Annotated in this window: 22 protein-coding genes and 1 tRNA gene; 10 read left to right on the top strand and 13 right to left on the bottom strand. The window is 54.3% G+C overall.

Going from position 1 to position 24,677, the window contains the following annotated elements:
- Positions 1–275, top strand: a 275-nt coding sequence (locus V0R37_RS15185; protein ID WP_420375324.1) for a transposase, incomplete at its 5' end; no start/stop codon positions are given.
- Positions 276–521: 246 nt separating this feature from the next.
- On the opposite strand, the gene V0R37_RS15180 is transcribed toward V0R37_RS15185, so the two are convergent.
- Positions 522–1,190 carry a hypothetical protein gene (locus V0R37_RS15180; protein WP_420375323.1) on the bottom strand — a complete coding sequence of 223 codons (669 nt, stop codon included), beginning with the start codon at positions 1,188–1,190 and terminating at the stop codon, positions 522–524.
- A 114-nt stretch (positions 1,191–1,304) separates the two neighbouring features.
- Here V0R37_RS15180 and V0R37_RS15175 point away from each other — a divergent pair, with 114 nt between their 5' ends.
- Together V0R37_RS15175 and trfA are read left to right on the top strand one after the other, a co-directional pair.
- Positions 1,305–1,622 carry a hypothetical protein gene (locus V0R37_RS15175; RefSeq protein WP_420375322.1) on the top strand — a complete coding sequence of 106 codons (318 nt, stop codon included), beginning with the start codon at positions 1,305–1,307 and terminating at the stop codon, positions 1,620–1,622.
- An 8-nt stretch (positions 1,623–1,630) separates the two neighbouring features.
- Entirely contained in the window at positions 1,631–2,572 is a 942-nt protein-coding gene (trfA, locus tag V0R37_RS15170) for a plasmid replication initiator TrfA (RefSeq protein ID WP_420375321.1), read from the top strand.
- A gap of 613 nt (positions 2,573–3,185) precedes the next feature.
- On the opposite strand, the gene V0R37_RS15165 is transcribed toward trfA, so the two are convergent.
- Entirely contained in the window at positions 3,186–3,920 is a 735-nt protein-coding gene (locus V0R37_RS15165) for a hypothetical protein (RefSeq protein WP_420375320.1), read from the bottom strand.
- 380 nt (positions 3,921–4,300) lie between these two features.
- Here V0R37_RS15165 and V0R37_RS15160 point away from each other — a divergent pair, with 380 nt between their 5' ends.
- From V0R37_RS15160 to V0R37_RS15150, 3 genes are all read left to right on the top strand, one after another.
- A complete protein-coding gene (locus tag V0R37_RS15160) occupies positions 4,301–5,152 on the top strand; it encodes a hypothetical protein (protein WP_420375319.1) in 852 nt (283 codons plus the stop codon).
- A 247-nt stretch (positions 5,153–5,399) separates the two neighbouring features.
- Positions 5,400–5,822, top strand: a complete 423-nt coding sequence (locus V0R37_RS15155; RefSeq protein ID WP_420375318.1) for a hypothetical protein — start codon at positions 5,400–5,402, stop codon at positions 5,820–5,822.
- Positions 5,812–6,573: a DsbC family protein gene (locus tag V0R37_RS15150; protein ID WP_420375317.1), complete on the top strand. Its 762-nt coding sequence runs from the start codon at positions 5,812–5,814 to the stop codon at positions 6,571–6,573. Before V0R37_RS15155 ends, V0R37_RS15150 begins: the two co-directional genes overlap by 11 nt.
- A 45-nt stretch (positions 6,574–6,618) precedes the next feature.
- Here V0R37_RS15150 and V0R37_RS15145 read toward each other — a convergent pair whose 3' ends face one another.
- The 7 genes from V0R37_RS15145 to V0R37_RS15115 are packed head-to-tail and all read right to left on the bottom strand — an operon-like array spanning position 6,619 to position 11,850.
- Positions 6,619–6,888: a hypothetical protein gene (locus V0R37_RS15145; RefSeq protein WP_420375316.1), complete on the bottom strand. Its 270-nt coding sequence runs from the start codon at positions 6,886–6,888 to the stop codon at positions 6,619–6,621.
- Positions 6,885–9,095 (bottom strand): DotA/TraY family protein, encoded by a 2,211-nt coding sequence (locus tag V0R37_RS15140; protein ID WP_420375315.1) that lies wholly within the window; start codon positions 9,093–9,095, stop codon positions 6,885–6,887. The genes V0R37_RS15145 and V0R37_RS15140 overlap by 4 nt, the downstream gene beginning before the upstream one ends.
- Before the next feature lie 12 nt (positions 9,096–9,107).
- A complete protein-coding gene (locus V0R37_RS15135; protein WP_420375314.1) occupies positions 9,108–10,418 on the bottom strand; it encodes a hypothetical protein in 1,311 nt (436 codons plus the stop codon).
- Complete coding sequence (locus V0R37_RS15130) at positions 10,415–10,747, bottom strand: hypothetical protein (RefSeq protein WP_420375313.1); 333 nt, start codon at positions 10,745–10,747, stop codon at positions 10,415–10,417. Before V0R37_RS15130 ends, V0R37_RS15135 begins: the two co-directional genes overlap by 4 nt.
- Before the next feature lie 11 nt (positions 10,748–10,758).
- Positions 10,759–11,280, bottom strand: a complete 522-nt coding sequence (locus tag V0R37_RS15125; RefSeq protein ID WP_420375312.1) for a hypothetical protein — start codon at positions 11,278–11,280, stop codon at positions 10,759–10,761.
- Positions 11,277–11,510, bottom strand: a complete 234-nt coding sequence (locus tag V0R37_RS15120; RefSeq protein WP_420375311.1) for a hypothetical protein — start codon at positions 11,508–11,510, stop codon at positions 11,277–11,279. The genes V0R37_RS15125 and V0R37_RS15120 overlap by 4 nt, the downstream gene beginning before the upstream one ends.
- A gap of 13 nt (positions 11,511–11,523) precedes the next feature.
- Complete coding sequence (locus V0R37_RS15115; protein ID WP_420375310.1) at positions 11,524–11,850, bottom strand: hypothetical protein; 327 nt, start codon at positions 11,848–11,850, stop codon at positions 11,524–11,526.
- 422 nt (positions 11,851–12,272) lie between these two features.
- Between V0R37_RS15115 and V0R37_RS15110 the strand changes: the two genes are divergently transcribed.
- From V0R37_RS15110 to V0R37_RS15100, 3 genes are read left to right on the top strand one after another with little or no spacing between them, the layout of a single operon-like run.
- Positions 12,273–14,417: a MobA/MobL family protein gene (locus V0R37_RS15110; protein WP_420375309.1), complete on the top strand. Its 2,145-nt coding sequence runs from the start codon at positions 12,273–12,275 to the stop codon at positions 14,415–14,417.
- A 29-nt stretch (positions 14,418–14,446) separates the two neighbouring features.
- Positions 14,447–15,628, top strand: coding sequence for a hypothetical protein (locus V0R37_RS15105; RefSeq protein ID WP_420375308.1), 1,182 nt, complete (start codon positions 14,447–14,449; stop codon positions 15,626–15,628).
- Positions 15,629–15,639: 11 nt separating this feature from the next.
- Positions 15,640–15,915, top strand: coding sequence for a hypothetical protein (locus V0R37_RS15100; protein WP_420375307.1), 276 nt, complete (start codon positions 15,640–15,642; stop codon positions 15,913–15,915).
- A 144-nt stretch (positions 15,916–16,059) separates the two neighbouring features.
- On the opposite strand, the gene V0R37_RS15095 is transcribed toward V0R37_RS15100, so the two are convergent.
- The 4 genes from V0R37_RS15095 to V0R37_RS15080 all read right to left on the bottom strand — a co-directional run bounded on the left by V0R37_RS15095 (position 16,060) and on the right by V0R37_RS15080 (position 18,566).
- Complete coding sequence (locus V0R37_RS15095; protein WP_420375306.1) at positions 16,060–16,866, bottom strand: hypothetical protein; 807 nt, start codon at positions 16,864–16,866, stop codon at positions 16,060–16,062.
- Positions 16,848–17,237 carry a hypothetical protein gene (locus V0R37_RS15090; protein WP_420375305.1) on the bottom strand — a complete coding sequence of 130 codons (390 nt, stop codon included), beginning with the start codon at positions 17,235–17,237 and terminating at the stop codon, positions 16,848–16,850. The genes V0R37_RS15095 and V0R37_RS15090 overlap by 19 nt, the downstream gene beginning before the upstream one ends.
- Before the next feature lie 21 nt (positions 17,238–17,258).
- A complete protein-coding gene (locus tag V0R37_RS15085; RefSeq protein ID WP_420375304.1) occupies positions 17,259–18,350 on the bottom strand; it encodes a tyrosine-type recombinase/integrase in 1,092 nt (363 codons plus the stop codon).
- A gap of 137 nt (positions 18,351–18,487) precedes the next feature.
- A tRNA-Ile gene (locus V0R37_RS15080) sits at positions 18,488–18,566 on the bottom strand.
- A gap of 204 nt (positions 18,567–18,770) precedes the next feature.
- Between V0R37_RS15080 and V0R37_RS15075 the strand changes: the two genes are divergently transcribed.
- On the top strand, positions 18,771–24,677 hold the full coding sequence (locus V0R37_RS15075) for an alpha-2-macroglobulin family protein (protein WP_420375303.1): 5,907 nt from the start codon (positions 18,771–18,773) through the stop codon (positions 24,675–24,677).

Below are 24,677 nucleotides of genomic sequence, written 5' to 3'. Positions count from 1 at the left end.
AGGCCAAACGGGCCAAGAAACTGTTGCCACGGTTTCTGGCGCTCATCGAGCAGTTTGCCAACAGTCCGGCCAAAACCCTGGCCGCCACGTTAACATCGTGGTTCGAACCCATTGTCGGCATGTGGCGCTTCTCCAAATCCAATGGGATTACCGAGGGGTTCCACACGAAAATGGAGATGATCTCGCGCCGGGCGTTTGGGTTCAGGAATTTTGAGAATTACCGCCTGCGGGTCTTGGCCCTGTGCGATTGGAACGGTGTGATTAACCGTGTTTGATGAGTGCCCATCCCCCGTTTATGGGGAAGAGCCCGGCCTCCGGCTTATAGCGGCTTCCGGCTTGGACTGCCCGAAACTCGCATGAATACTGGTGCCCCCCCGCAGAGTCGAACTGCGCACCAACGGATTATGAGGGCCTTTTCATCATTTTTCACAACGTACTGCTAATGATAGGGTGGCCTTGTTAAGCTGTCAATATTTATATGTAGATTGCCGTACTGCTATGTGCCAAAACGAAGATTAACGTCATAATTCTGGCGCAAATTTGGTACAGATTTGGTACGCATCGGGCTGTGAACTTGAGCCCCCAGGGATCGGCCCAAAAATGTACTGTGGTACAGACGGATCTTTCGGCAGCTTAGGCGGCTCAATGGCAATCGCCAGGCAATTGAGCTTTTGCACATGTGCCTGCGCTTCATCAAACATTCGTGTCAGCTCGACCGCCGTAGCCGGCGCATCGATTTCACCCGTCTGCCATATTGAGCTGTATTCGTTGTGCTCGGCTTCACACACTTCCCGAAAACGCTGCAAAGCCGCGTTTAACTCAGCTCTGGCTGTCTGAAAGCGGCTTTGCCTTTTCACGATCGGCGCCCATGCTTCAGCACTCAGGTCTGCATGCTCCAGGGCACTGGTGGCAACGTCATTAAGCCAACCGTTTGACCTGGCCACATCACACACTTCGTTAAAATTGAGGCATCGCTGCTCGCCCGCTACCCAGCGCCGCCAGGCTTTGCCTTCGTTGCCTTTACTGGTGATTCCGGTAAAAAGGCGATCTAGCTGAGCGTTGGACAGTCCGCTGAGGCTTTGTATTGTGCGAAAGACGAGCGCCTGGCGCCCTAGCAGGGCCCGATGTTCGGCGGTTTCGGCAACTGCTGGGCGGCCCACTCGTTTCTTTCCTGTTGTTTTCTCATTCATAGATTGGAAATATACGTACTAATAATTAAATTTTATATATAGGATTTGGCGATTGTTGTATTAATAGATAACGTACTAATAATTGAATTATAACGTTTACGTATCTATATAGCCATGTCAAAACGGAAATACATCACATTCGAAGAGTATGAGCAAGCCTGGGCCGAGCTCAAGCGATTGCCCGCAGAAGCCTTTGTCACTGGGGAGATGTTCTGCCTGGTGCATGGCGGCATTGCGATGCCGACGCTCCGCAAGTACGTCCGAGAAGGCGTTATTCCTCCGCCAATCAAGGACCAGCGAGTGAATCGCCTTCGATGCTGGCCAGCGGGCCAGGTCAGGAGCTACTTCAAAAAACTGGCTGACGCACAGCAGAATGAAGCGCCGAAGAAACGCCGCGGTCGGCCGCGCAACAATCAGCTCGGCCCGTATTAAGAGCTGAAATGCTGGACCAGCTGGCCACAGGGTTCGTCACGACCAGGGAGAGTATGCGCCCCGGCGATCGGATGCGGCTCCTCGAATTGGAGATGCAGGCGCGTAGCGTCGCTCCGGCCGTGGTTGAACCGGTAGCCATCCCCGACCATAGAACACTTCCCACTTGGCCTGATTCGATGGCCGGAATCCCTAACCTCTTGCTTCGCACGGCTCTATTCGCAGCAGTGCAATCGAAGAGCAGAAGAACGATGCTTCGCGAGCTCGTAGGCAGCCTGGAGGGTACTGAGGTCAGGTTCACCGGCATTCAGCTTGATCAGTCTGATCTGGATGTTTTGGAAATACTAGTTCACCTGGCTCGTAGGCAACCCATGAGTTCGTTGGTGCATGTCAGCGCAAACGAAATCTTGAAATCAATGGGGAGGGACGAAGGCGGTGAGCAGCATAATTGGCTTAAAAATGCGATTGCTCGGCTTTACAGCGGTGGTATTGAGATCACGCACCAAGGAAAGAACACGTTTTTCGGAAATTTGTTCAAAGGGTTTAGAGACGAGGAAACCCAGCACTACGTGATTCAGTTCGACTCGGCCTTGCTGGCGCTATATGACACAGGCTGGACTCAGGTTGACCGTTCGATTCGCCAGGCTCTTCGTCGCAAGCCGCTTGCCCTGTGGCTGCACGGCTGGTACAGCTCCCACGCTAGCCCGTATCCGCTAAAAGTGACGACGCTGTATCAACTGAGTGGTAGCAAGAATCCGCAGCTATCCTCATTCAGACGTCAATTGCGCGAAGCGCTCGACGCGCTTCTTGAATTGGGTTTTGTAGGTGCTTGGAAAATTGAGAAGAGCAGTGACACTGTACACGTCACTCGTTCCGGTACTGCTACACAACAGCGTCATCTGCAAAAGAAGGCCATTAAAAAAGAGGTGGCCAGGAGGAAACAGCTGGCTTAAAAGTTGTTCACAGCCACGGCGTTCGATGCACTTTGGCCACGGCGTTCGATGCACAAAAGTACGGCGTTCGATGCACAAAAGTACGGCGTTCGGTGCACTTTTATAATTTCATAAATCGCTCGAAACTTGCGTGAATAGGCGGTTTGAGCGAGTTGCAAAATTTGCCTAATCTCTTTTTAATCTCTATTTAATCAGAGCGAGTGCGAAAACGCACTCTGGGGCACCCAAGGGTTCCCCCGCTGCGCGGCTCCCCCTCCCTATATCAAGGCCCCCTGAGGGGGCTGCATAGACCCCCAGGTACAGGCGCGGCCATCTCAGGAAACGGCCGCCTGCTGACTGCATAGAAAACCCCGCGCCGAAAAAGGCTTCGCCTTATTTTTCAATCTTTATTTTTATTCAATCGAAGGTTCTTACAGAGATATCACCGTAGTTTGAGTGGCCAGCGCAAGCTACACGCGCCCGCCCCAGGACAACTGCCCCGCCCACCCCGCAAGGGCGTGGACGGCCTACGGTACGGGAGTTAACCAGCGTCTCCCCACGACAGGCGCACAGCGCCCCTGACGCGGCCCGGTGGGCCTTGCCGTAGTTTTCATATATTTACCGATTTTTCCGCCTAGGCGAGCGTATCAGCCTTATCGAAATTGCTTGTGGCTTCAATAATCGAGGTGCGAAGGTCGTTTGAACGAACCAGAATTTCAGCTTTAGCTGTAGTTCGTGCCGGCGTGGCAAAGCGGCTCGACCATGAAGACTGGCCCGCAGGGATTACGTCCACCCGGCCAAACTCTATTTCCAAGCCTGCCCTGATCGCTTCTGGAATATTGTTCGCCTGACCAATTATGAACGATACATACTCAGGAAAGTACGGGTGTTTTGGCCATGTTCCGGCTTCGATCGCCGATTCTAATGAGCGTTCAAATTGCGCCAGTAGGACCGCAAGAGCACCTTCACGTTGTGTATGCTTATTTGGGGAAAGCATCCAGTCATATCCCAGGCGCTTAGTTTTCTCACGGCTTTGATAGCCGTCAGGCAAGTAACCTAGGGTCGTATGGGCTTCCTCGAAGCGTTTGTGGAGTTCACGATGCGTTTTAACGTCAGGAGCATAGCTCCCATCGAACGTGAACCTGCAATACTTGCAGTAATGAGCGCCACCACTTTCGTCACGTCGAGCAAACGCGTCTATTTGGGCATGGTATCGGGTTTGAAACTCATGAAAATGACGAACGCCATATAGATCATGCGCTGCCGCATCAAGCCGTTGTGTATGACTCAAGAGGGGCTGTGCCTGCTTGTTGGCTTTAGCGGTTTTTTTGATGAGGGCGATATCGGCCCAAGTGATGATGTTATCCATCGCTGTAATCTCACAAAATATGCTCCCCAGGGGTCCGCTCAATGAGGAATCTAAAGGAGATTCCAACGTGGTACTGCATGTAGGTAGTGAGTTAACTTTGCCGATGCGGACGGCAGGCATCTACATATGCCTGCCGCAATTATAGGTGATCGAGCTGAGAGACACAATTCTTTACGCGTCTCAACGTTGAACCAAAACCCAGGGCCGGGGCTCTGCCCCCTGTCTGGCTTCGCCAGCCCTTCGACCCCCGTGGACAGTAGCCTGTCCCCCGCCGTTGGCGGTCCCCCCTGCGCAACTGGCCGCTCCGCGGCTCCGGTCTGCAGATGACGGACTTGCTTCAAAGTTACAATCGGCGAGACCAGATCATGCATGGGAATCTCATGGACGACGAAAATAACCAGCTAAAAGCCGTCAAGCAGCTGTCCGATTCACTTTTGAAGTATCAGGGACACATAGTTTCGCCGGCCATAGGCGACGCTGTAGAGCGTATTCAGCGCCTATGGCGGCCACCGCTTGCGATCAATGCGTTCGCTTCCTCAATCGCCAACAACTTCCAGCTACCAAAGCTGCCTATATTTGATTTTCCGAAGATCAACATTCCGAAATTCAATATCCCCAGAATCGACTGGGATGCGCTGCATGCACGTGATGAGCGGGCGTTGCGTTTCGCCGCACGACAGAATTGGTTCATTCAACCAGAGACGTTCTACACGTTTACTGCGGACATTGACGAGTGTGGCGAAGACGCCGCTCAACTTGACGAACTATTCATGGCAATGTTGAAGGCCATCAAAACGGACGTTGAGAAACGCCTACTAGCTGATTATCCGAAGCACGCGCCACTGATCGAGGAAATGTTCCGGCTTCATGATGAGGGTCGATTTCTGGCATCCATCCCATTAGCTCTGATTTGCGCTGAAGGAATTGCCTACAGCGTTACACAAAAGTCAGTTTTCAATCTCGATAAAAATCGGCCCGCAATTGCAGGCTGGCTCGATAAACAAGACTTGCCCAAGCTGGCCAAAGCTTTTCTAGCGTCGCTAACAGAGCAGCACCCAATGAGCAAGCCTCGCCCTAATAAATTGAGTCGGCATAGGGTATTACACGGCAACCAAACTGATTACGGCACCGAAATATTTTCTTATCAAGCCATTTCTTTGTTGGGATTTGTCGGCTGGGCGTTCGCTGAGGAAGGACTGGTGAACGATCACGAGCCTGCGGTGGACGCGTAAAAAAATGCCCCGGCGGGTTAGCTAGGGCAAATAAGAGAACAAGCAACTACACAACAAGTCCATCTTATCTATTTGCCCGGCAAACTCAAGAAAACCCATACCTTTATTTATTTCTACAACTTTGAGCATATTTGATAAAAGTGCACACTTTGTACAAATTCGAGTAAAGATGCTGAAACGTGTACTATTTAGACTTATTCTGTAAAAAACATACACAATTCAGGCGTGTTAGTCGAGGGTGGGGACGATGAAAAAGTACGATATTAAGAGTCTCGACGAGGCCACGCAAGAAAGGTGTAAGGCAGCGCGGCGCGTGTGCTTGTACGGCTATATGGCTTATACAGTGGGAATTCTCTCGTTTATTCCTGGGGGAATTTGTGCCCTCATCATCGGCTTCAATTATCTGAATCAACAAAGCCTGCGTCGCTTTCATCAAGATCCAGAGTTTGCGATGGGATTTACCTTTTTTGCCTGTGTTGCTGTGTTGCCTTTGGCGTGCTATGTCATCTACAGGAAGATGAAACCAAAGATGGAAGCCGCAATCGAGTTTTTGGAAGGCTTGGCTGAAAAGGAAGATCGATCACGCAAAGTTGCGGACGACGTTCTCTACCTGGAAGAGCTCGAGCTTGCAAAACGCAATAGCACAATCCTGGCACAAAATGCGAAATAAAGTGATGCACCGCTTAATGATTGGAACGCTGGCATTGGCCGCTTTTCCCCTCGTATCCCAAGCGCAATTCAACTTTGAAGGTTTGCTCAATTCCGCTGTAGATGCGGTAGTCAAAGAAGGCGTCAATGCCGTTAGTAGCCTGGCCTCTAACTCCGTGTCGACATCTGCTATGGACTCAAAGCCAGCTGGATGGCCATCGAACTACAAGTGGCATGACTACAGCCAAACAGCGCCACAACCTGCGTACAAAGGTCGCATTCGTGCTGTGAGGGTACCTGGCTGGGAGAACGGCCTAGACTTCAATACGTTGCCCTTGCAGCACGCTATCGTTCGCGTGCATGGGGATGGCAGTCGCAAGATGGCTGTGTTTGCTGACCCGACATGCCCTTATACCCGCCAGCTTGAAAAAGACTTAAACAAGCTCGATAACGTGACGATCTACACCTTTGTAGCCCCCTTGCTGGGAGAGCATTCGCGTGATCTGTCCAACCAAGTTCTGTGCCAGGCGAACAACCAGGCCCGCGCTCAGGCATGGGACAACCTCATATTGAACGAAAAGAAGCCTGTAATGGTTGCTGGCTGCAGTTCGCCAGCAGACGAGATTATTGCGGCGCTGGGTAGGTTGAAATCCAAGAGCGGTAAGACATACAGTCGGAATTCGCCATCAGTCGTTTTCAGCAGCAACATTGCATCGCCTGGCGCCGTGCCGGCCAGTTTCTTAACCCGGCTAATCGACGGCGGCACCAAATAAAAACCCCGGCGCTGTGCCGGGGCTATCCTGTGACGCTTCAAGATTTTATTGACTGTTTTGCTGTGCTTGATATCGCTTGAGTAGATCCCGCGTAGCGGGCGCTTTTCTAAGCGCGTAGATCCCGCAAATTATCGCGAAAGCTGGAATAGCAAGAAAAACTGGAATGAAGTCTTTATAGCCGCCGTCCTGCCAGCTGATAATCGCGGTCGCGGCAAGAAAAAAGCCAGGAATGCCGGCAAATACAAAGCCAGCTGCGGCAAGAGCAATCTTGTTTTGAGCTGTAGCTGCCTGTTTTTTAGTGATCAATCCATTCATTTTTCAGCTCCGTTCTTTGCTGCGCTTGCAGCTTTTGCAGTTTGCAAACCCGCTCGACCGACTTGCATTGCGTGCCCAGCACCGCCGGCCCAGCGGGCCGCATTATGTGCTTGTCCTTGCACTTCGTTCGTCATGTTGCGTCCCATTTGCGCTTCTTGTCCGCCACCGAGATAAGAAATAACACGATCTGGGATTTCAAAAATCATACTGAAAACCGTCGAGACAAGCGTAACTAGTATTATAGCAAAAGCAGTCAAATAACCGAAGATCGAAATGACCCCGGTCATTGAATTTCCTTGCACGTTTTCAATGACAGTGCGCAGCTCTTGAATTAAAAAAGTGCCCAGCAAAACAAGGATTGCAGACGCAAAGAAAAATCCCAAAACCATGAGCGGCGGGCGTAAGAGCATGTTCAATAAATACACGTAACCTTTTTCCGTCTTATTGCCCATACCTTCGCCGTCCAGGCTCAAGTGCCCGAACGCCCAAATTTGGGCAGCAATCAAACCCTCGATGACGCTTGCAAAATATGCGATCAACGAAGAAAACCAGGTGAAAAATGGGATCAACGGAACGTAAATACTGAGCATGCCGCCGATCACAAGCAGCAGTAATCCGATGACGGGGAGTAGCGCTGCAAGATCACTAAAAATTGCTTTCAACATCGATGCGATTTTGCCTGGTCCTGGGATCTTTCCGACAACATCAAGCACCGTTTTACCGCCCGGGATCATTTCTGAAAGCGTTGATAGCGTATACATAGCAATTGCACCGTTGATCATCCAATCGCCCATATTTTTTGCTGTTGTGATTGGATTGACCATGCCCTTTCCGGCGCTATCAACAGCAATGCCCGAAAAAATGCTATCGACAAGCCAGCGCCCGGGCGAATTCGTTGCAAAATCGCTGTCGGCGACAGCAACGGGACGCTCAAGATAACTCTGCGCAGCACTCACAAGTCGCGTCAGGGTGCCGTTTTGTGCGCTTTCGTTAATTTTAATGGGCGTCTCGATCAGTTGTCCGTTGTAAGCCGCACTCTGAAGCGCTGCTTGCACTTCTGCGTAGGTGCTGTACCAACTTCCCAGAGTGATCCAGCCGCCGTCACGGATCGCGTTTCTAGCGCTTTCTGTGAGTGCCGATTGCTTGCTTTCTTCTGCCGAACTTGTGCCATCGACCGCTTGCTTGACAGCTTGCGAAACAGCATCATTTGCTTGAATCGCGAGACGAGAAAACATCGAAATATCAAGCCTGTACTCGGACTCCGACGCTGGATCATAATACGCATTGACGAACGCGATCGCTTCTGCGTTGAGCATATTGTTCATCTGGAGCAACACGTCTGATTTTTTCTCGTACGCAACGTCAGAAAGTGCGTTAATTTCCTCGTAATTTACCGCTGCTGAACGATACCCAAGCGTGTACCAGTTTGATTGCCTACCGCCATCGCGCTTGAGCAAAATCTTCCCGCAACTGTTGCCCCAGCCCGGGATGCCCAGCGACTCGATTTGGGTTTCGCGCCCCAAGGGGCGCATGCTCATACGCGGTTCTGCGCGAGTGTTGAACGAGTTCGTAGCGTCAGCGTGATACCGTTTCGCGCTCTCAACGCAAACATTCATTAGAAAAAGATTCTGCGCGAACTCTTTTGAAAACGATGTTTGTGTGCCGTCCGTCGCGATGCCCGGCGGCGGGATCAGCGCATTGAACTGCTCAGTCTGATCGATCGCGCTCGTTGTCAAAAGATTCGCAAGACCGATTCCGAGCGTGACAAAGAGCATAAGAATTGCTTGTGCGAGAGAAAATCCGCCGAAAACAGGCAGCATACCGAATACACCGAACGTAACTCTTATCGGTACCCAGAGCCCGTTTATTCGTTTTCCCAGTACCTCCCCTTCATGGGCGGTCTGGGCGACAGTGGACAGCAGAAAATATGTCAGAAGTCCCGTGCCGACAACAAAAATTCCGGAGTTGAAAATAAAAAAAAGGTTGCCCAGAAGTGTGTTCGCAGCGCCGATTTCTGTGAACGGATTTACAGAAAAATCGGACAGTAAGTTGTATAGAATCTCGCGTGACTTGTCACCAGGCGCAGCGCCGGCGGCGACGATCTCATCGTACGTCGTTCCTAGCTGTGACTGTGCGTGCGCTGCGCCCGCGAGGGCGGGGCCGGCAAAGGCAAAAAGAAGGCGTGCTGTTGTGTTTTTTGCTCTCATCGAATGCCTCTTTTATTGTGCTTGTGCACCGACCTGTGCCGGCTTGCCGTTTGCCGCTTGCGCAAGCGCTTCCAGCTTTGGTAGCGACGTTTGTTGAAGCTGCAAAGCGAGCTGCTGTCCAGCGATTACGTTCGCTTTTCTGACTTCTTGAAGTAGCTGAAAAATCATTCTCTGCTGAGCAGCAAGAATCAACGGAATTTCAGCGGCTTTTTCAACGTCGGTAGCCCCAGCGTAGAACTTAAACCAATCTTCATTTCCGACGCGTTTTTCGACTTCGAGATCAAGAAGCTCCACGGCAGAAACCCCTTCGGATTTCCAGTTTTTGAAGCTTTCATCGAGCCTTGTTGTCACAAAACCCGCAGTTGTCGGATCACGTAAAAGTACTTGCAGCGCGTCTTTCGTCTGCGCGTTTGAAGTAGTGAGCGCGTCATAATCCCTCGCGGGTTTTGATGCGAGCGAAACTTGTGCTTGATACGCTGTAAGCTCACCAACATATGCAACGCCGGCGTCAGTCGACACCGCTTGCTTAGAAATTCCGGGCGGCGGCAGTGGTGCAGACAGCTGGAAAAGTGCGGCATTGCGAGCGTCACGTTCAGCTGTCTTGTCTTTTGCAGTCACTGTGAGCTGAGTCCGCGCAGCGCCGGGTTTTTGAGGTCCGTCGAACAGCGTTTCAGCTTTTATATCTGCATCAAAAAAAGGACTGCTGTTTATCTTCAAACCGTTGATTTGACTACACATCATGCCCCGAGCAGAGCTGGGATCTCCCGCAAAGCCGGCGCATGAGCCCGCGCCGACATCGACCCGAGTAATTTGCGGATCCGGTGGAGCCGGGACAGCAGATGCAGGATCGGCCCGATTCCAAGCTGTTTTCAGCTGATCGGGAACATTCGAGCGTCCCGACTTTGCACCGCCGGCGCCGGCGTATGCGGTCGCATCAACGCCGCCGCTTCGAGGGCCTTTGCTACCGCTCGCGACGTTGCACTGCAGCTGTGGGGACGACTTTTCAATTGCGATTTTCTCTCGAGCGATCGCAACATCTTCCGCATGTCGATTTTGTGTCTCAACTGCTTTCGATTGTTGCCCCGAGAGCGACGAGGTTTGCCGGCCGAGCGCATCGATAATGTCAGACCTGGCTGTGTCGATTGCTCGTGTTGTATTGCGATCGAAGTCATCAATATTCCGATTGATTTCATTTTTTGCCATTCGGATCTCGATCAGGCATTCCGCGGTGATGGTACATTTTGTGTAGGCAGAAGCTGTGCCGGGCGCGACAGCGCCGCCCAAGACGGCGGCAGCGGCAACGATGGAGTATTTGAAATTCATTTCACATCTCCAGACTGTTGGACTGGACGGCCCATCATCGAGTCGTTCAATCGTTTCCAAACATCGTTTTTCTTAATTCCTGATTGGTCACCAGGCGGCAACGCCGCCGCTCTCGGGGCGGGGTTTTCCTGTGCCGCAGGCGGCACAGGTTGTGGCGCAAATTGATCCTTTGCTTGAGCACGAGTCCGTGGCGGTTCGGGCTCTGGGTAGCTGAAAGGCTCAAGGCCAAGCTTTTCAGAAAGCCACTCGCCTTTCTCGGCAATATTCTTTGCGTAGGGTGTGCCAGAAAATACAAAAATCGATACTGCAAGCGCGATTAACTTCAACATGTTGATTCCCCTTATTTGTTGATAGGTCGGCCAGCCATAGCTTCGTTCAGGCGAGTCCAGACGCTGGAGGTGGAAGACGATGGATTCGAGGCTGGCTGTTGCACGACCGGAGGTGTCGCGAGTGGGCTTGAAAATGGCTGTGCGCCAGTAATTGAAGGTTCAGAACGGGGGGCTGTGACCGACTGGGGTGCCTTGGCAACGCTGCCGCCGAACCCGGCATGCTGCCTTGCCGGATTGTTTTGAACGTTGCAGATGCTGGCGCTGACTTGTTTGAAAACATCATCGATGATTGCGCCCAATCCATAGCCGTCGGCGCTGACAACGTCGCCGAGCTCTTTGCTCAAATCAAGCATGCACTCTTGATCGGCCCGACGTTGCCGCTCAATCTCTTCAAAACGCGGATCTTTGTCGATTTCTTGTTGTCGCTGGGCGACGGCCCCAGCTGTTGAGTTGTTCATGTCAGCACAGATATCTGCATAAGCTGTTGTTGCTGACAACAGCAAAGTGGCACACACGAATTTCTTAAGTTTCATGATGCAGCTCCCAACAAAAACTGAATGATTCTGATGCTGCTGAAGAGCACGATCATGAAGACGAAAAGCTTCAGATTGAAGAGGAGCGCTTCGCTGCTGATCATCTTCGTCAGTGTGACGCGTACAAATGAGAACGGATTCAACTGTGTGTCCTGTAAGAACTGCTTCACATAAGTAAGGCTTCCAAACCGATGCCTATTTATAAAAAACTGCTTGTTGTCGTCGCTCATAATCGTCGCCTTTTTATTGTTGTTGTGCGTCGGCGTGAGCCGGAGCCGCTAGCGCGGTAGCGGTAGGCATGGGGATGTCATAAAACTGCTTAAGAAATTCGCGATCGCTTTGATTTGTAATTCCGTCGCTGATAAGCGCTATGAGCTGTTGTTCACTCATGCGCTTGTTCTTGATCGCTTGCAGAATGCCAATCCCGACCAGCATTTTGTGACGACTGTCCGCTTTCCGATTCTCAGCGCTTAGTCGTTTTCGTTCAGCCGCCCGCTCAATGCGCTGGCGCTCTTTGAGCTGTGCAAGCTTCTTTTTTGTTTCTTCGATCAGTTTTTCAATGTCGCTCATGTGTGTGCTCCGAATTGGTTACGCGCACACACCATTCTGAGCATAAAGATTTTTAAGTCCAGGTTTTCAGGCTATTTATTTTCTGTTTTGTGCAAAAAAAACCTTAGTGGAAATTATGCATATATCGATGCTTACCACTATTGAAAATAATGAAAATAAACACATGCAGAACCTTGAATCTGCTGCTTAAAAACCTAGACTGGTACATAACTCGCTGGTTCCTCTTGTGACAACAAGAGCGCACTTAGAGCAACCGGGGGTTGCGTGCGGTCCCTTCGGAACAAAGAAAAAAGCAAAAGCGTGTAGCGCGATTTGTGTGCTTTTCTGAAAAGTTGGGACATCGCGACGCTTCTTTTTTGTCCCACCTTTTTTTCTGTTTCGCTCTCTTTTTTATGTTCGACCGACAATTTTTTTCAGCTCACATGATCAAACATATCCACTTTCACTTGAAGAAACTTGAACGTACGAAAGCGCCGCTCATGTCGCGCATTGCGTATCGCAATGGCACAAAGATCGAATGTGAAAGGACAGGACTTGTCTTTGACTATCGTAAGAAAAAAGGAGTGTTAAACCCAGTCCAGCGCGTGTATCTGCCCGGGGGCAAGAGCGAAGATCGAATCGAGTTTTGGTCGCGAGCTGATCTGCACGACAGGCACCCCGCGTCAGTAACTGCGCGGGAAGCGGTTGCCGATCTTCCGCACATTCTGAACGATGAGCAGCGCTTCGAGATTTGTGAAAGGTTCGCGAAAGCGGTTACTGAAAAATATGGTGTTGCAGTGGACTTTAGTTTGCACGCGCCACATGTTGTGACTGAATACATGCTCAAAAAGGACCCGCAGCAATTTCACATCATTGATCCTTTTCGTGATAACGAAAAGAACAACGGAAACTACCACGTCCACATTTTGGTTTCGACATCGACTGTTGACGCTGAAACAGGAGGTTTTGGAAACAAGAATCGCGATCTTGATGCTATCGCGTGCCAGCGGGCCAAGAAAGAAAACAGCGCAACCTGGGCTCGGCCGGTCTGGGCTCAGATCGTCAACGAAGTACTTGAAAAAGCAGGTTTCGATGATCGTGTCGAACACGAATCTTTCGAAAAATTGGGCTTAGACCAACTGGCGACAGAACACGCCGGCCCCGCAGCCGTGAACCGCCGGCGGGAAGGTAAGGACTCGACAAAACTGGACGCAATCAGAGACCGCGCCATTGCCGCCGCAGAAGAAAAAATTAGGTTGGCAGAAGAGTACGCGAGACTACAAAAAGACATCGAGTCAACACAAGATCAGCTTGATCAATTGCAAGCTTTGCTTGAAAAGCAGCAAGCCGACCCACTCGACATCTTAGAAAACTGGTCGCCAAAAAAGAAGATTGCCGACGCGGTTTTGGACTTGGCAAAGCGCAAGCAGCGGCAGGAAGAGTGGTTCGATTACACGAAGTACTCCGTGACTGAGAACCTCACAATTTTGTCCATCCTTATGCACAAGCTGCTTGTTTGGTTGGGGTTTGGCGGAATGCCCGATGTTGTGAATGCAATGCTCAAGCTCGAAGACGTTCAAGACAAGATCGAGAGCACACAGCAGCAGTATCAACAGAAGAGCGTGCAGCTGGACAAGATGCAAACCACCGCACTTGCAAGCATCAAAAAGAATCAAGAAAAAGCGCAGATCGGTTTGCAAATCAAACTTAAAAAAGCAACAACTTTAAGCGAAAAGAAGCTCGAAAAGCTTCATCAAATCGGAGAACTTATGAACGCGACAGAGCAACTACTTGCGAGCTTACAGCAATCGATTGCTGATATCTCGACCGCACCCGACACCCCAATCACACAGCAAACGGCGGCAGCAGAGAAGAAGAAAAACAAAAAGCGAGAAGCCGCGATTGATGAAGATGACGAGAACGGTAAAACGGGAAAATCTGGCAAAGCTGGTGGCATGCAAAGCATGTCGCCCCGCGCGATTAAAAGCCGGATTCGACAACTTCAAGGTCTTCGCCCCGACCGACTTTTCATGAAAAAGATGGAAAGCGACGGACCTTTTAGCTTGCATGAAGAGCGGTTGAATACAACCCACTCAGTTAATGAACTCTCTGCAGAAGTGTCGGAGCTTCAAAGCAAGCTCGGGGAGCTTACCAAAACGTCAACCCTCATCGAAAAGCTGTTGCGTCCGATCTTCGATCGCACTGAAGAAAAAGAAGTGGCGGGGCAACTGGAAATGCGACAGCAAGAGCTTACCTCGACGCGAGCTGAGCTGACGAAAATTGAGGCGCAATACAACAAAATTTGGACCCAATTTAAAGCAGAGAACGGCCCGCGCTGGACGCAAGAAATCGAGCCAGAGCTCAATGCCTTGCTCGAAGAGCTGCCCCGCGCAGAATCCCGGGAAGCAGCGGCCCTGGAAGCCCAGGCGCAGCAAAAAGAGCAACAGGAGCAAGCGAAGCGCGACGCATACCTTCAACAGCAGCAGAACGCGAAAAGCGTTTCGGCCGGACGCCCGAAAAGCGATCACCCACGCGCTGGAGAGACGGTCAGTCCAGCGCAGGACCATCACCCACGACCGAAGTTTTAACCCAACCATACTTTTTTAGGAAAAAAACCATGAAACGAAATCCCGCACTGCGAACAAAAAATCTTGAGACGGTATATTCGATGATGACGCACGCTGAAATTCTTGAAATATCGAATCATTACGTTGCCCCCGCTTTTGCAAAAGGGCCGCTTTCGTATGTTGAATACTTGCGACTTGATCAAGACGAAAACCAAGGGGATGATCAACCCCACGAAATTTTAGACGTTGTTCTGAATCATCTCGATAGAGAGATACAGCAGCTTCAAGGCACAAACCCGAATTTATTCTTGAAAATTGCAGCTGTTATGCATCATCCCGCAGAGCAAGAAGGTGCAACTGAGTTCCAACATTACAGACTTGAAAAACTAAAAGGTGAATTGCCCATCCAGCCCACACCTCCCCGAGCTGGGGAGCAAGTGCTTGATGATTATTTGCATCGTGCGCGAGTTAACAAAGACTGGGGCGGTGCAAATGAGTCTGACTATGGTGCATTGATTCAGCAAGTTTCTAAGATTCGCGATCGTCTGTACGTCGATTATTTTGGAGCTTCAGAAGAAATTAAAAACCGAATCGTTAATCTTGAACAGCAGCGGCCCGAAAGACTGATGAAGCAAGACAAGTCAGTCAAAAGTCTCGCATCTGACCTCGATACTCAAAAAATTAATCTTGAAATTGCTCAAGATGCATTAAAAGATCTACGCTTTGATCGCGAGCAGATCGGTAGCGTTCAGAGCGCTGTCAGTCTGCTTATGCGCCAGTTTGGCAGTGACTATAAAAATATAAACAAGCTCAATGAAGCAATCGAGAAAGCCGAAAAGCAGCTTGCTATTGAGCAACAAAAACTTAAGTCAGTCACTGTGCATCTTGAGACTGCCAAAGCGGATTTTCTGAAAACAGCAACCGCGAACTGGGAGAAAAATGATTCCGATCTTGAACTTGCCGAGCTGCGCCATGCTCTGCCGCACTCTCAAAAGCACGAAGCGAATCAAAGCGCCCAGGTACAGCAACGCGTCGACGCTGAGAAGGAAGCTCAAGCCAGGCAACAGCGCCAAGCGGAACAGTTGAAGCGCGATGCGTATCTTCGTCAGCAGCAGAACCCGAAAAGCATCTCGGCCCCCGCGGTCGAGCTGGACGCCCACCTTGCCGCGCAAAGCAGTCGGCCCGTGACGCCAGCGCACGTACAGACGTACCACCCCGCGCCCAGCAACTAAAGGAGAGTGCCATGATTGATTTTGACGTTTGGAGCATAGGGCAATACGTCCGCGTGCTGATCAGCGACAAGCCCGATGCGATCACGAGACCTGATGATGCCACTTGGATCCCAGCACATACGATTCAACAGTTATTGGTTTATAACGGGCTTGTATTGTGCGTTACAGCTGACAATCAGAGAGGCTGGCCAGCCGGCGCATATAAAGACGACTTCGACGCCAATGAGGCTCGGCTGCGTCTCGTCCGGTCACTCGCCGGCGTACAGGAGGCGGAGCCAGTAGAGTAGGCGGCTGTGCCGCCTGGTGTCCGCCACCGGGCGGACACCAACCGCGCAACGAGTAAAGGCCCCGGAGGGCCTTTTTTTGATGGATCTGATCTTTCACTAATTCACTTTAACTATTTGATTTTAAACACGATAGTTTTTATTTCTTTACTCGCCGTCCCATTGCACATAACGGTACACAATGGTCTTATCTTCGGCGTTGTATCGATTAACGAGCGCTGCTGCCTCGTTGCGAGGCCTTGCTAAGTGGAGTGAGCGATGCCATACACTGCTCCCGGCCTGCCGAAACTCAAAGTGAAAGTTTTCACCGTGAGTTTGTATATTTCCAAGCCCCCACCTAACACCCTCCGTCAATGATGCTCGAGCATAGATCTTCTTGGTGAACATGAAGCCCGCCGCGAACTCATCGTGACCGTTGCCCCAATCCGCCTTGTTATGAAAATCGAGGAATTCTAAAATTTCACGATGCCCGTTCATCGTCGGGTCAACAATTAGCGGGTCCAACTCAAGCCGTGCAACAAGCCGGCCGGCGCAGGCATGTCGGACATACTCATTATCTATTGAACTCAAAAGACTCAAAGCGAACAAAAGATCATCGAGCGTCTTGATGTTGTTCAGCAACCAGCCGCCGACAGCGTTGTTAAACATCGTTAAGTGGAGGTCGGCGATCGGGTCAGTGTCGCAAGTGCCGACGAATTCATTTGCCAGCGCCTCAAAGGCCTGAACGCTGTCGACGCTGACGAACACAGGCAGATTGAGGTTCAAGCCCGTGCCGGCCTGCTCATGACGTTCTAGGCGCTCAGCGAATAGTCGGCTTTTAGCTTCGGCAGAACGATAAGCACGCGAGAGCTCTGTCCGGTGCTGTCGACGATCAAGCGACTTTTCAAAGTCCAATATTTCTTGCAAACAGACCGGAAGTGCTAGATCTTCAATGTTTAATGATTGTTGTTGCATGTCGTTGCTCCATTTCTATTAAAGGGGGGCTGCGCGCTGAGCGCGTCTCTCGTTAATTTTTTCGTGAACGTGTAGCCGGCGGCAAACTCGTCGGAGTCTTTGTGACTGTCTACAAGCAACGGATCGAGCTCAAACTTTGCTACGAGCCGCCCAGCGCAGAAGCGCCGGAGCTTTTCACCAAATGAGCGCATCAAGCGAACAGCCAAAAGCAGGTCTTCGAGCGTGTTGATATTCGTCATCAACACCCCCCCGACATGATGGTTAAATGTTGTGAGATTGAGATTTGCGACGGGATCTGTGCCCACAAGCTCCTTCGCAAAGGCCTCCAGAGCCTGTCCGCCGTCTACTTCACTGACTTCATTTTTTTGCATGTCAAATCTCCGAAAAAAACATTAAGAAGCCCGTGCAGCAATGCGCTGGGCAAGTCTTACGGCCAAATCTTTAGCGTGGGGGTTGTAGTAGCGGCGAAGCATGGCCAGGGTCTTGTGCCCCGTGATGCGGCTTAGCTCGAGTGTGTCGGGAACGATTTCAGCGAGCCGAGTGATTGCGACGTGTCGCAGATCGTGCCAGCGCAGGTCTTGTAAGAAGCTAGGATCGGGCTTTATCTCGGTTTTCTCGCAATCCTCTATATAGAGGGCTTGAGCCCGCTCAAGCGCATAGCGCCAGCGCCAGGTGACGGCATTGCCCGTCAGATTGAAAACACGACCCTTTTTATTGATCTCATCGCCCCGAATTTCACGGAAAACCTCAGTTGCGGCCGGCGTTAGTGGAATGTCTCGATCGTCACCGTTCTTTGTGTCGCGGGCCGTCACCCAGCTCTCTTTAATGTGCACGTCGGCCCAGTCCAGGCCGAGCAGTTCGCCCCGGCGCATGCCGGTTTCAACAGCAAGGATAAACAACCACCGCAGCTCGGGTCCGATCGGTTTTTTATTGCCGTCCTGGCCGCGAGGCTCGATAGCCCGGAGCAAGCACGTTTCTTCTTGCCCTTTAAGAATACGGGTGCGGGCATTACGCACGCTGGGCTTTTTAACTAGGGAGAGGGGATTCTCTGGCAAACTGATTTGCCATTCTTTCCGGGCGTGATTGATGATTGACGACAGAATCGCCAGGTCGCCGCGTACCGTCGCCGGCGTACGGCCTGACGCAAGGCGATCATCACGAAATTGAATGAAGTGTCGCGCCCTGAGCTCAGACAACTGGAGCTTTGCGAAAGGCTGACGTTCCAGGCGGCGGACTTTTAAGGCTTCCCGTTGCGCGCCTTTCTTCCTGACCGTGACCTTTTCACGGTAGTCCTTGAGCAAATCCCCAAACTTTGTGTTCCGCGCTTGCGTGTCGTCACGGTAATAACCGGAGTCTATCGCCGCTTCGACCTGGCCAATCCAGATTTTTGCTTCTGGTCGCCCATCGAACGTCCTGGAGAGAATGTGCCCTTTGCGCCGGACACGGGCAAGGTAGCCCGTTTCTCGCTTTGTAATCGTACCCATTTTTCACACCTTTTCTTGAAGGTTTTAATCATGTGAAAAATGATAATTTGGTACAGATTTGGCACAAAATCCTATAAATTCAATTTAATTTATAGGACGCTGTTTGTGTAAACCCTGATGAATCAAGGCTTTAAATCTGGTGCCCCCCCCGTGAGTCGAACACGGCACCAACGGATTATGAGTCCGCTGCTCTAACCAGGCATGAGCTAGAGGGGCGTATCCGGGGACGCATTTTGCGTACATCGCCAGATAGCCCGCAATTATTACATAAACCGTCCAAGCTTGCCTAGCGATGCGGCGCCAGCGTTTTGCGCCTTCTCCGGCCTGCTGACGCCTTAACCGAAGAATGCTATCGTGGCCGAAAACCGGGTTGGAGAGGCCAGCGTGTTCAGGATAACAGCAGTAGTTTTAGCATCGATAGTGTGTTTGTCTCCCGCCTGGGCGGTCAAGATCAGCCAGTTCACGCCGCAAGGCACGGTGTCCAAGGTTGAAAGCGTCAAGCTTGCCTTCGATACGGCTGTTATTGCTTTCGGCGATGGGCAGGCAGCCCCTCCGATGGATGTTGTCTGCGATGATCCCGCTGTAAAGGGACAGGGCCGCTGGCTGGATGCCAAGCGCTGGACCTATGTGTTCAACGAGGCGCCTGGTCCGGGGGTACATTGCAAAGCCACGCTGCGTTCGTCCTTTCGCAGCCTGGCGAACGAGACGGTTGCCGGCAAGACGAGTTTTTCGTTCCAGACCGGCGGGCCGGTAATAGGGACTTCGCATCCTTACGATAAGACCATAGCCGAGGATCAGGTCTTCGTCTTGCGATTCAACGGCAAAGTGGACGCCGACAGCCTGGTCGCCAATTCGCGCTGCCTGGTCGAAGGGATGGGCGAGGCCGTACCGGTCAGGCAAATTTCGGGCGAGGCGCGCCGCGACATCCTGAAGGCTGTCTATTATTCGATGAGTGACGAGTGGGACACGCCGGCCACGCAGTTGCTGCAATGCAAGCGCCGCCTTCCCGCGCAGGCCCGGGTGCAGCTTAGCGTGGGTCCGGGGGTGGCGACGCCGGCGGGCTCGGACCGCCCGGCGGTGGCCAGCGTCAAGGCGGAGGTCTTTGATTACACGGTGCGCGCGCCGTTCAAGGCCAGCTTTAGCTGCCTGCGTGAAAATTCCAGCATGCCTTGCACGCCGGTATCGGCTTTGTCGCTGGAGTTCTCGGCGCCGATAGCGCGCGACGATGCCAGGAAGATACGACTGGCCGCGCCGTCGGGCGAACGCGAGCCTTCCATCGACGACAATGGCTATCAAGGGGGCCTGACGCGTGTGCGGTTCGAAGGCCCTTTCCCTGAACTCTCCGCCTTATCGCTCATCCTTCCGGAAGGCCTGAAGGATGATGCGGGGCGCGAGCTGGCCAATGCGGATCAATTTCCTTTGGCCATACAGACGGCGGCTTTTCCGCCTTTGGCCAAATTCGCGGCCGCGCCATTTGGCGTGATAGAGCGTTTCGCGCATTTGCCGCCGGATGGCAGCGAAACGGATGCGCCGGCCAGCGTGCCCCTGACCTTGCGCAATGTCGAGGCGTCGCTCAGCACCAAGGACTTGGCCGTGTCGGCCGGCAAGGTCAGCGACTATGCAACGCAGGACGATAAGGAGGTCCTGCGCTGGTATGCCCGGGTCCGGCGCCTGGAGGATGGGCGTTGGACGGCGAACCAGTTGAAGGACATCATGGCCGATCGCGCGCCTCGCCAGGAAGATAAGCCCCGCCTGGATGCGCGCGGTTTCTCCGCGCTGCAAGGCATGCAGGCGGTCCGCAAGCTGACCCTGCCGGGTATGAACGGCGAGAATCCGCGGCCTTTCGAAGTCATAGGCGTGCCTTTGACGGAGCCTGGCTTTCATGTTCTGGAGATCGAGTCGGCGCGCCTGGGGCAGTCGCTGCTGGCCTCCGCCGAACCGATGTATGTGCGCAGCACAGCTCTGCTGACCAATCTGGGCGTGCATATCAAGACAGGCCGGGACGATGTCCTGGTCTGGGTGACGACGCTGGATGATGGCAGGGTGGTGCCCGATGCGGCCATTGCCGTGTTGAGCTGTTCCGGCACCGTGCTGGCGCAAGGCAAGACCGGCTCCGACGGCATCTGGCATCACCGCGGGCGGCTGGATGCGCCGGATTATTGCGAGGATACGGGACTGAACGGGCTCTACGCCTCGGCGCGGATAGCGGACCATCATCCGCTGGCGCGCGGCAAGGCCGATTTCTCTTTTGTATTTTCGGACTGGAACCGCGGCATAGAGTCGTGGCGTTTCAATGTGCCGGTCGACACAAGTCCCACCCCGTCGATTGCCACGCACACGGTGTTTGATCGCACACTGTTGCGGGCCGGCGAAACGGTGTCCATGAAGCATTTTGCACGCATCCAGACCCGGGACGGGCTGGCGCTGCCGGCCAGCATTTCCGACATGCCAGGCAAGCTTCTGATCGAGCATCAGGGGTCTGACCAGCGTTACGAACAGGCGGTTTCCTGGAAGAAGACGCCTTCAGGCGGCCTTTCGGCGGCCAGCGGTTTTGCGATACCGAAAACGGCCAGGCTGGGCGTGTATTCCGTCACGCTGGTCGATGAGCAGGGCGGTTGGTACGGCAGCAGCCAGTTTCGGGTAGAGGAGTTCAAGCTTCCCTTATTGAGCGGCAATCTGAAAATCATCGACAAGACGGGCAGCGGCCCATTGGTTGCGCCGGCCAGCGTGGATGCCGATGTGCAGATCGCCTATGTGTCAGGCGGCCCCGCCGGCGATTTGCCCTTGCGGGTTTCAGGCGTGCTGCGCGATCGCTCGGTGCGTTTCGCGGGCTACGAGGACTATTCTTTCGACCCGCCCGAAGAGCGCGGCAGCGATTCGTCAGGCGACGAGGCGGAGGCCGTGGGCCACGAGCAACAGGCGCTTTTCCTGGACAAGAAACCGCTGGTATTGGATGCGCAAGGCGGAGGGCGGCTGAAGATAGACAGCCTGCCGGCGTTCAAACGTCCCGGCGAGCTGCTGTTCGAGGCAAGCTTCGCGGATCCGAATGGACAAATCCAGACCTTGGCACAGTCGGTGCCCGTGTGGCCGGCCGCTGTCCAGGCGGGTATACGCGCGGGCAATTGGGTGGCGGCGGGCGCGGCCACACCGGTGCATGGCCTGGCCCTGTCGACCGCTGGGACGCCGCAAGCGGGGGTCCCAATGACAATCACGGCGTTTGCGCGCAGCACTTATTCCACCCGCAAGCGCATGGTGGGCGGCTTCTACAGCTACGACAATCATGTTCGGGTTCGCGACCTGGGTACGGTGTGCCAGGGCAAGACCGGGGCGGACGGTGTGCTGGCGTGTTCGATAGAGCTGAAGGAAGGCGGCGCCATCCAGTTGCGCGCCACAGCCAGCGATGACCAAGGCCGCGCCTCGACGGCCGAATCGACCGTATGGGCGACGGGTGCCGGCGAGCTGTGGTTTGGCGGCGAGAACGACGACAGGATGGATATCATCCCCGAGCGCAAGAACTGGAAGCCGGGGGAAACCGCAAGGCTCCAGGTGCGCATGCCGTTCCGCCACGCCACCGCCCTGGTGGCCGTGGAGCGTGAAGGCGTGCTGAAGACGCAGGTCGTCGAACTGGACGGCAGCGACCCCACGATCAACATCCCGATCGAGGCGGACTGGGGACCCAATGTTTATGTGTCGGTACTGGCCCTGCGCGGGCGCCTGCGCGAGGTGCCGTGGTATTCCTTCTTTACCTGGGGCTGGCAGCGGCCCCAATCCTGGTACGGCGCTTTTGCCGATGCCCGGAAAAACTATGCGGCGCCGACGTCTTTCATCGATCTATCGAAACCGTCGTTCCGTTACGGCTTGGCCGAGATCCGGGTGTCCGACGAAAGCGATCGCCTGGATGTCAAGGTAAGTGCCGACAAGCCGACCTATCAGGTGCGCGAACGGGCCACCGTGACCGTGGAGGTAAAAACGCCCGACGGCAAGCCGGCGGCGCATGGCACGGTTGCCTTCGCGGCCGTCGATCAGGCCTTGCTGGAGCTGGCTCCCAACGATAGCTGGGATCTGCTTTCGGCGTTGCGGCAGTTGCGCAGCTACGGCGTCGAAACCGCCACGGCCCAGATGCAGGTCGTGGGTCGCCGGCACTATGGGCGCAAGGCTTTGCCGGCCGGCGGGGGTGGGGGCAAGAGCCCCACGCGCGAATTGCTGGATACGCTGCTGCTGTGGGCGCCGGCGGTGGAGCTCGATGAACAGGGCAGGGCCACGCTGACTGTCCCGCTTGATGATGCCATTACGCGCTACAAGCTGGTGGCCGTTGCCGATTACGGCGCGGAACGCTTCGGTACGGGATACGCAAGCATTGCCAGCACGCAGGACCTGCAGCTGATATCCGGCCTGCCCACGCTGGTTCGTGAAGGGGACCGTTATCAGGCCATGGTGACGGCGCGCAACTCCACGGCCAGCCCCATGCGGATCCGGGTGGCGGCAGGCTATACCGGCAAGGGGGTGGCGCCGGAAGCGCTGGCGCCGCAAGATGTGGAGCTGGCCCCCGGGGCCGCCCGCGCGCTGAGCTGGGATGTCCAGGCGCCCGAAGGCAATCTGCTGGATGGGCCGGCGCTGTTGGATTGGCGCGTCGAAGCGCAAGGCACGGATGGCACAGGCAGCCGGGCCAGTGATGCGCTGGCGTTCAAGCAGACGCTGCTGCCCGCCGTGCCGATCAGGACGCGTCAGGCCAGTCTGATTGCGTTGGATCCGGCCGCGGGACCAATAAGCCTGCCGGTCGCGGCGCCCAAAGGCGCGCTGACGGACGCCAATGGCGTGCCGCGCGGCGGCGTGCAAGTGCATGCGCAATCGTCGCTGGCGGGCGGACTGCCGGGCGTGCGCGAGTGGTTCTCCGCCTACCCCTACACCTGCCTGGAACAGCTGGGCTCCAAGGCAATAGGCTTGCGCGACATTGCGCAATGGCAAGACCTGATGCGCCGGCTGCCCACCTATCTGGACGAGGATGGACTGGCTGCTTATTTTCCCGGGGCGGCGCAAGGCAGCGAGGTGTTGACCGCCTATTTGCTGGCCGTCAGCCACGAGGCCCAGGAGATTGGCTTGCCGTACGCGATTCCTGCGGCGGTTCGCGCATCCATGACGCGCGGTCTGCTGGCGTTTGCGCAAGGCAAGCTGGTCCGTAACCGCTGGGCTCCCGCACGCGATCTGGACGTGCGCAAGCTGCTGGCCCTGGAGGCCTTGTCGCGCTATGGGTTGGTTCAGGCGCGCATGCTGGGCAGCATTGCCATTGCGCCGGATCGCTGGCCGACCTCGGCGGTGATCGATTGGCTGGCCCTTCTTCAACGCGTGCCGGGTATCTCCGGCAAGCAGGAGAAGATGGCGCAGGCTCGCCAGATACTGCGATCACGCATGATGGAGAGCGGTACCCAACTGACATTCGGCGAGGACACGCTGAACGATAGCTGGTGGCTGATGAGCGGCCGCGAGTCGAACCTGGCCAAGCTGATTCTGCTCGCCGCGGGGCAGCCCGAATGGCGCAATGAGCTACCCCGGATGGCGCAAGGCCTGCTGGGCATGCAACGCCGGGGCGCATGGCCTACGACCACGGCCAATCTGTTGGGCAGCCTTGCCATGGAAAAATTTGCCCGGCACGAAGAGAATGTGGCCGTTTCCGGGCGGCTGCGGTTGACATCGGGCAGCGGCACGCACGATCTTGATTGGCAAGGGGCCGATTCTGCGGCTGGCGTCAAGATCCTGGACTTCCTGCAACCCTGGACGTCGGCAACGGCCGATACCTTGGTGCTGGACCAGCAAGGTCCGGGACGGCCGTGGGTGACGCTGCGCGCATTGGCTGCCGTGCCGGCATCGGTGGCGGTTTCGTCCGGTTATGAAATCCAGCGCCGCATCGAGCCGGTATCCCAGGCTGTGTCGTCGGAGTGGTCGCGTGGCGACGTGTATCGAGTGACGCTGACCATCCAGGCCAGGGCGCCCACCACCTGGGCCGTGTTGAGCGATCCCATTCCAGCCGGCGCAACGATACTGGGCAGCGGACTGGGACGGGATTCCAGCATAGCGGCGCAGGCTGGCGAACCATTGAAGGACGGGGGTTATACGCCGTCCTTCGTTGAGCGCAGCTTCGAGGCGTATCGCGCTTATTACGATTACCTGCCGGCGGGAACAACAACGATCCGCTATGTCGTGCGATTGAACACGGCGGGAAGCTTCAGCCTGCCGGCCACCCGCATCGAGGCCATGTACCAGCCCGACGTGTACGGCGAGCTGCCTCATCCGGGCCAGTTCGAGGTGCGGGACGGAGCGGGGGCGGAGTAG

Source organism: Pollutimonas rozaliensis (assembly GCF_048751585.1).
Taxonomy (GTDB): domain Bacteria; phylum Pseudomonadota; class Gammaproteobacteria; order Burkholderiales; family Burkholderiaceae_B.
This window is presented reverse-complemented; position numbering and strand designations above follow the sequence as displayed.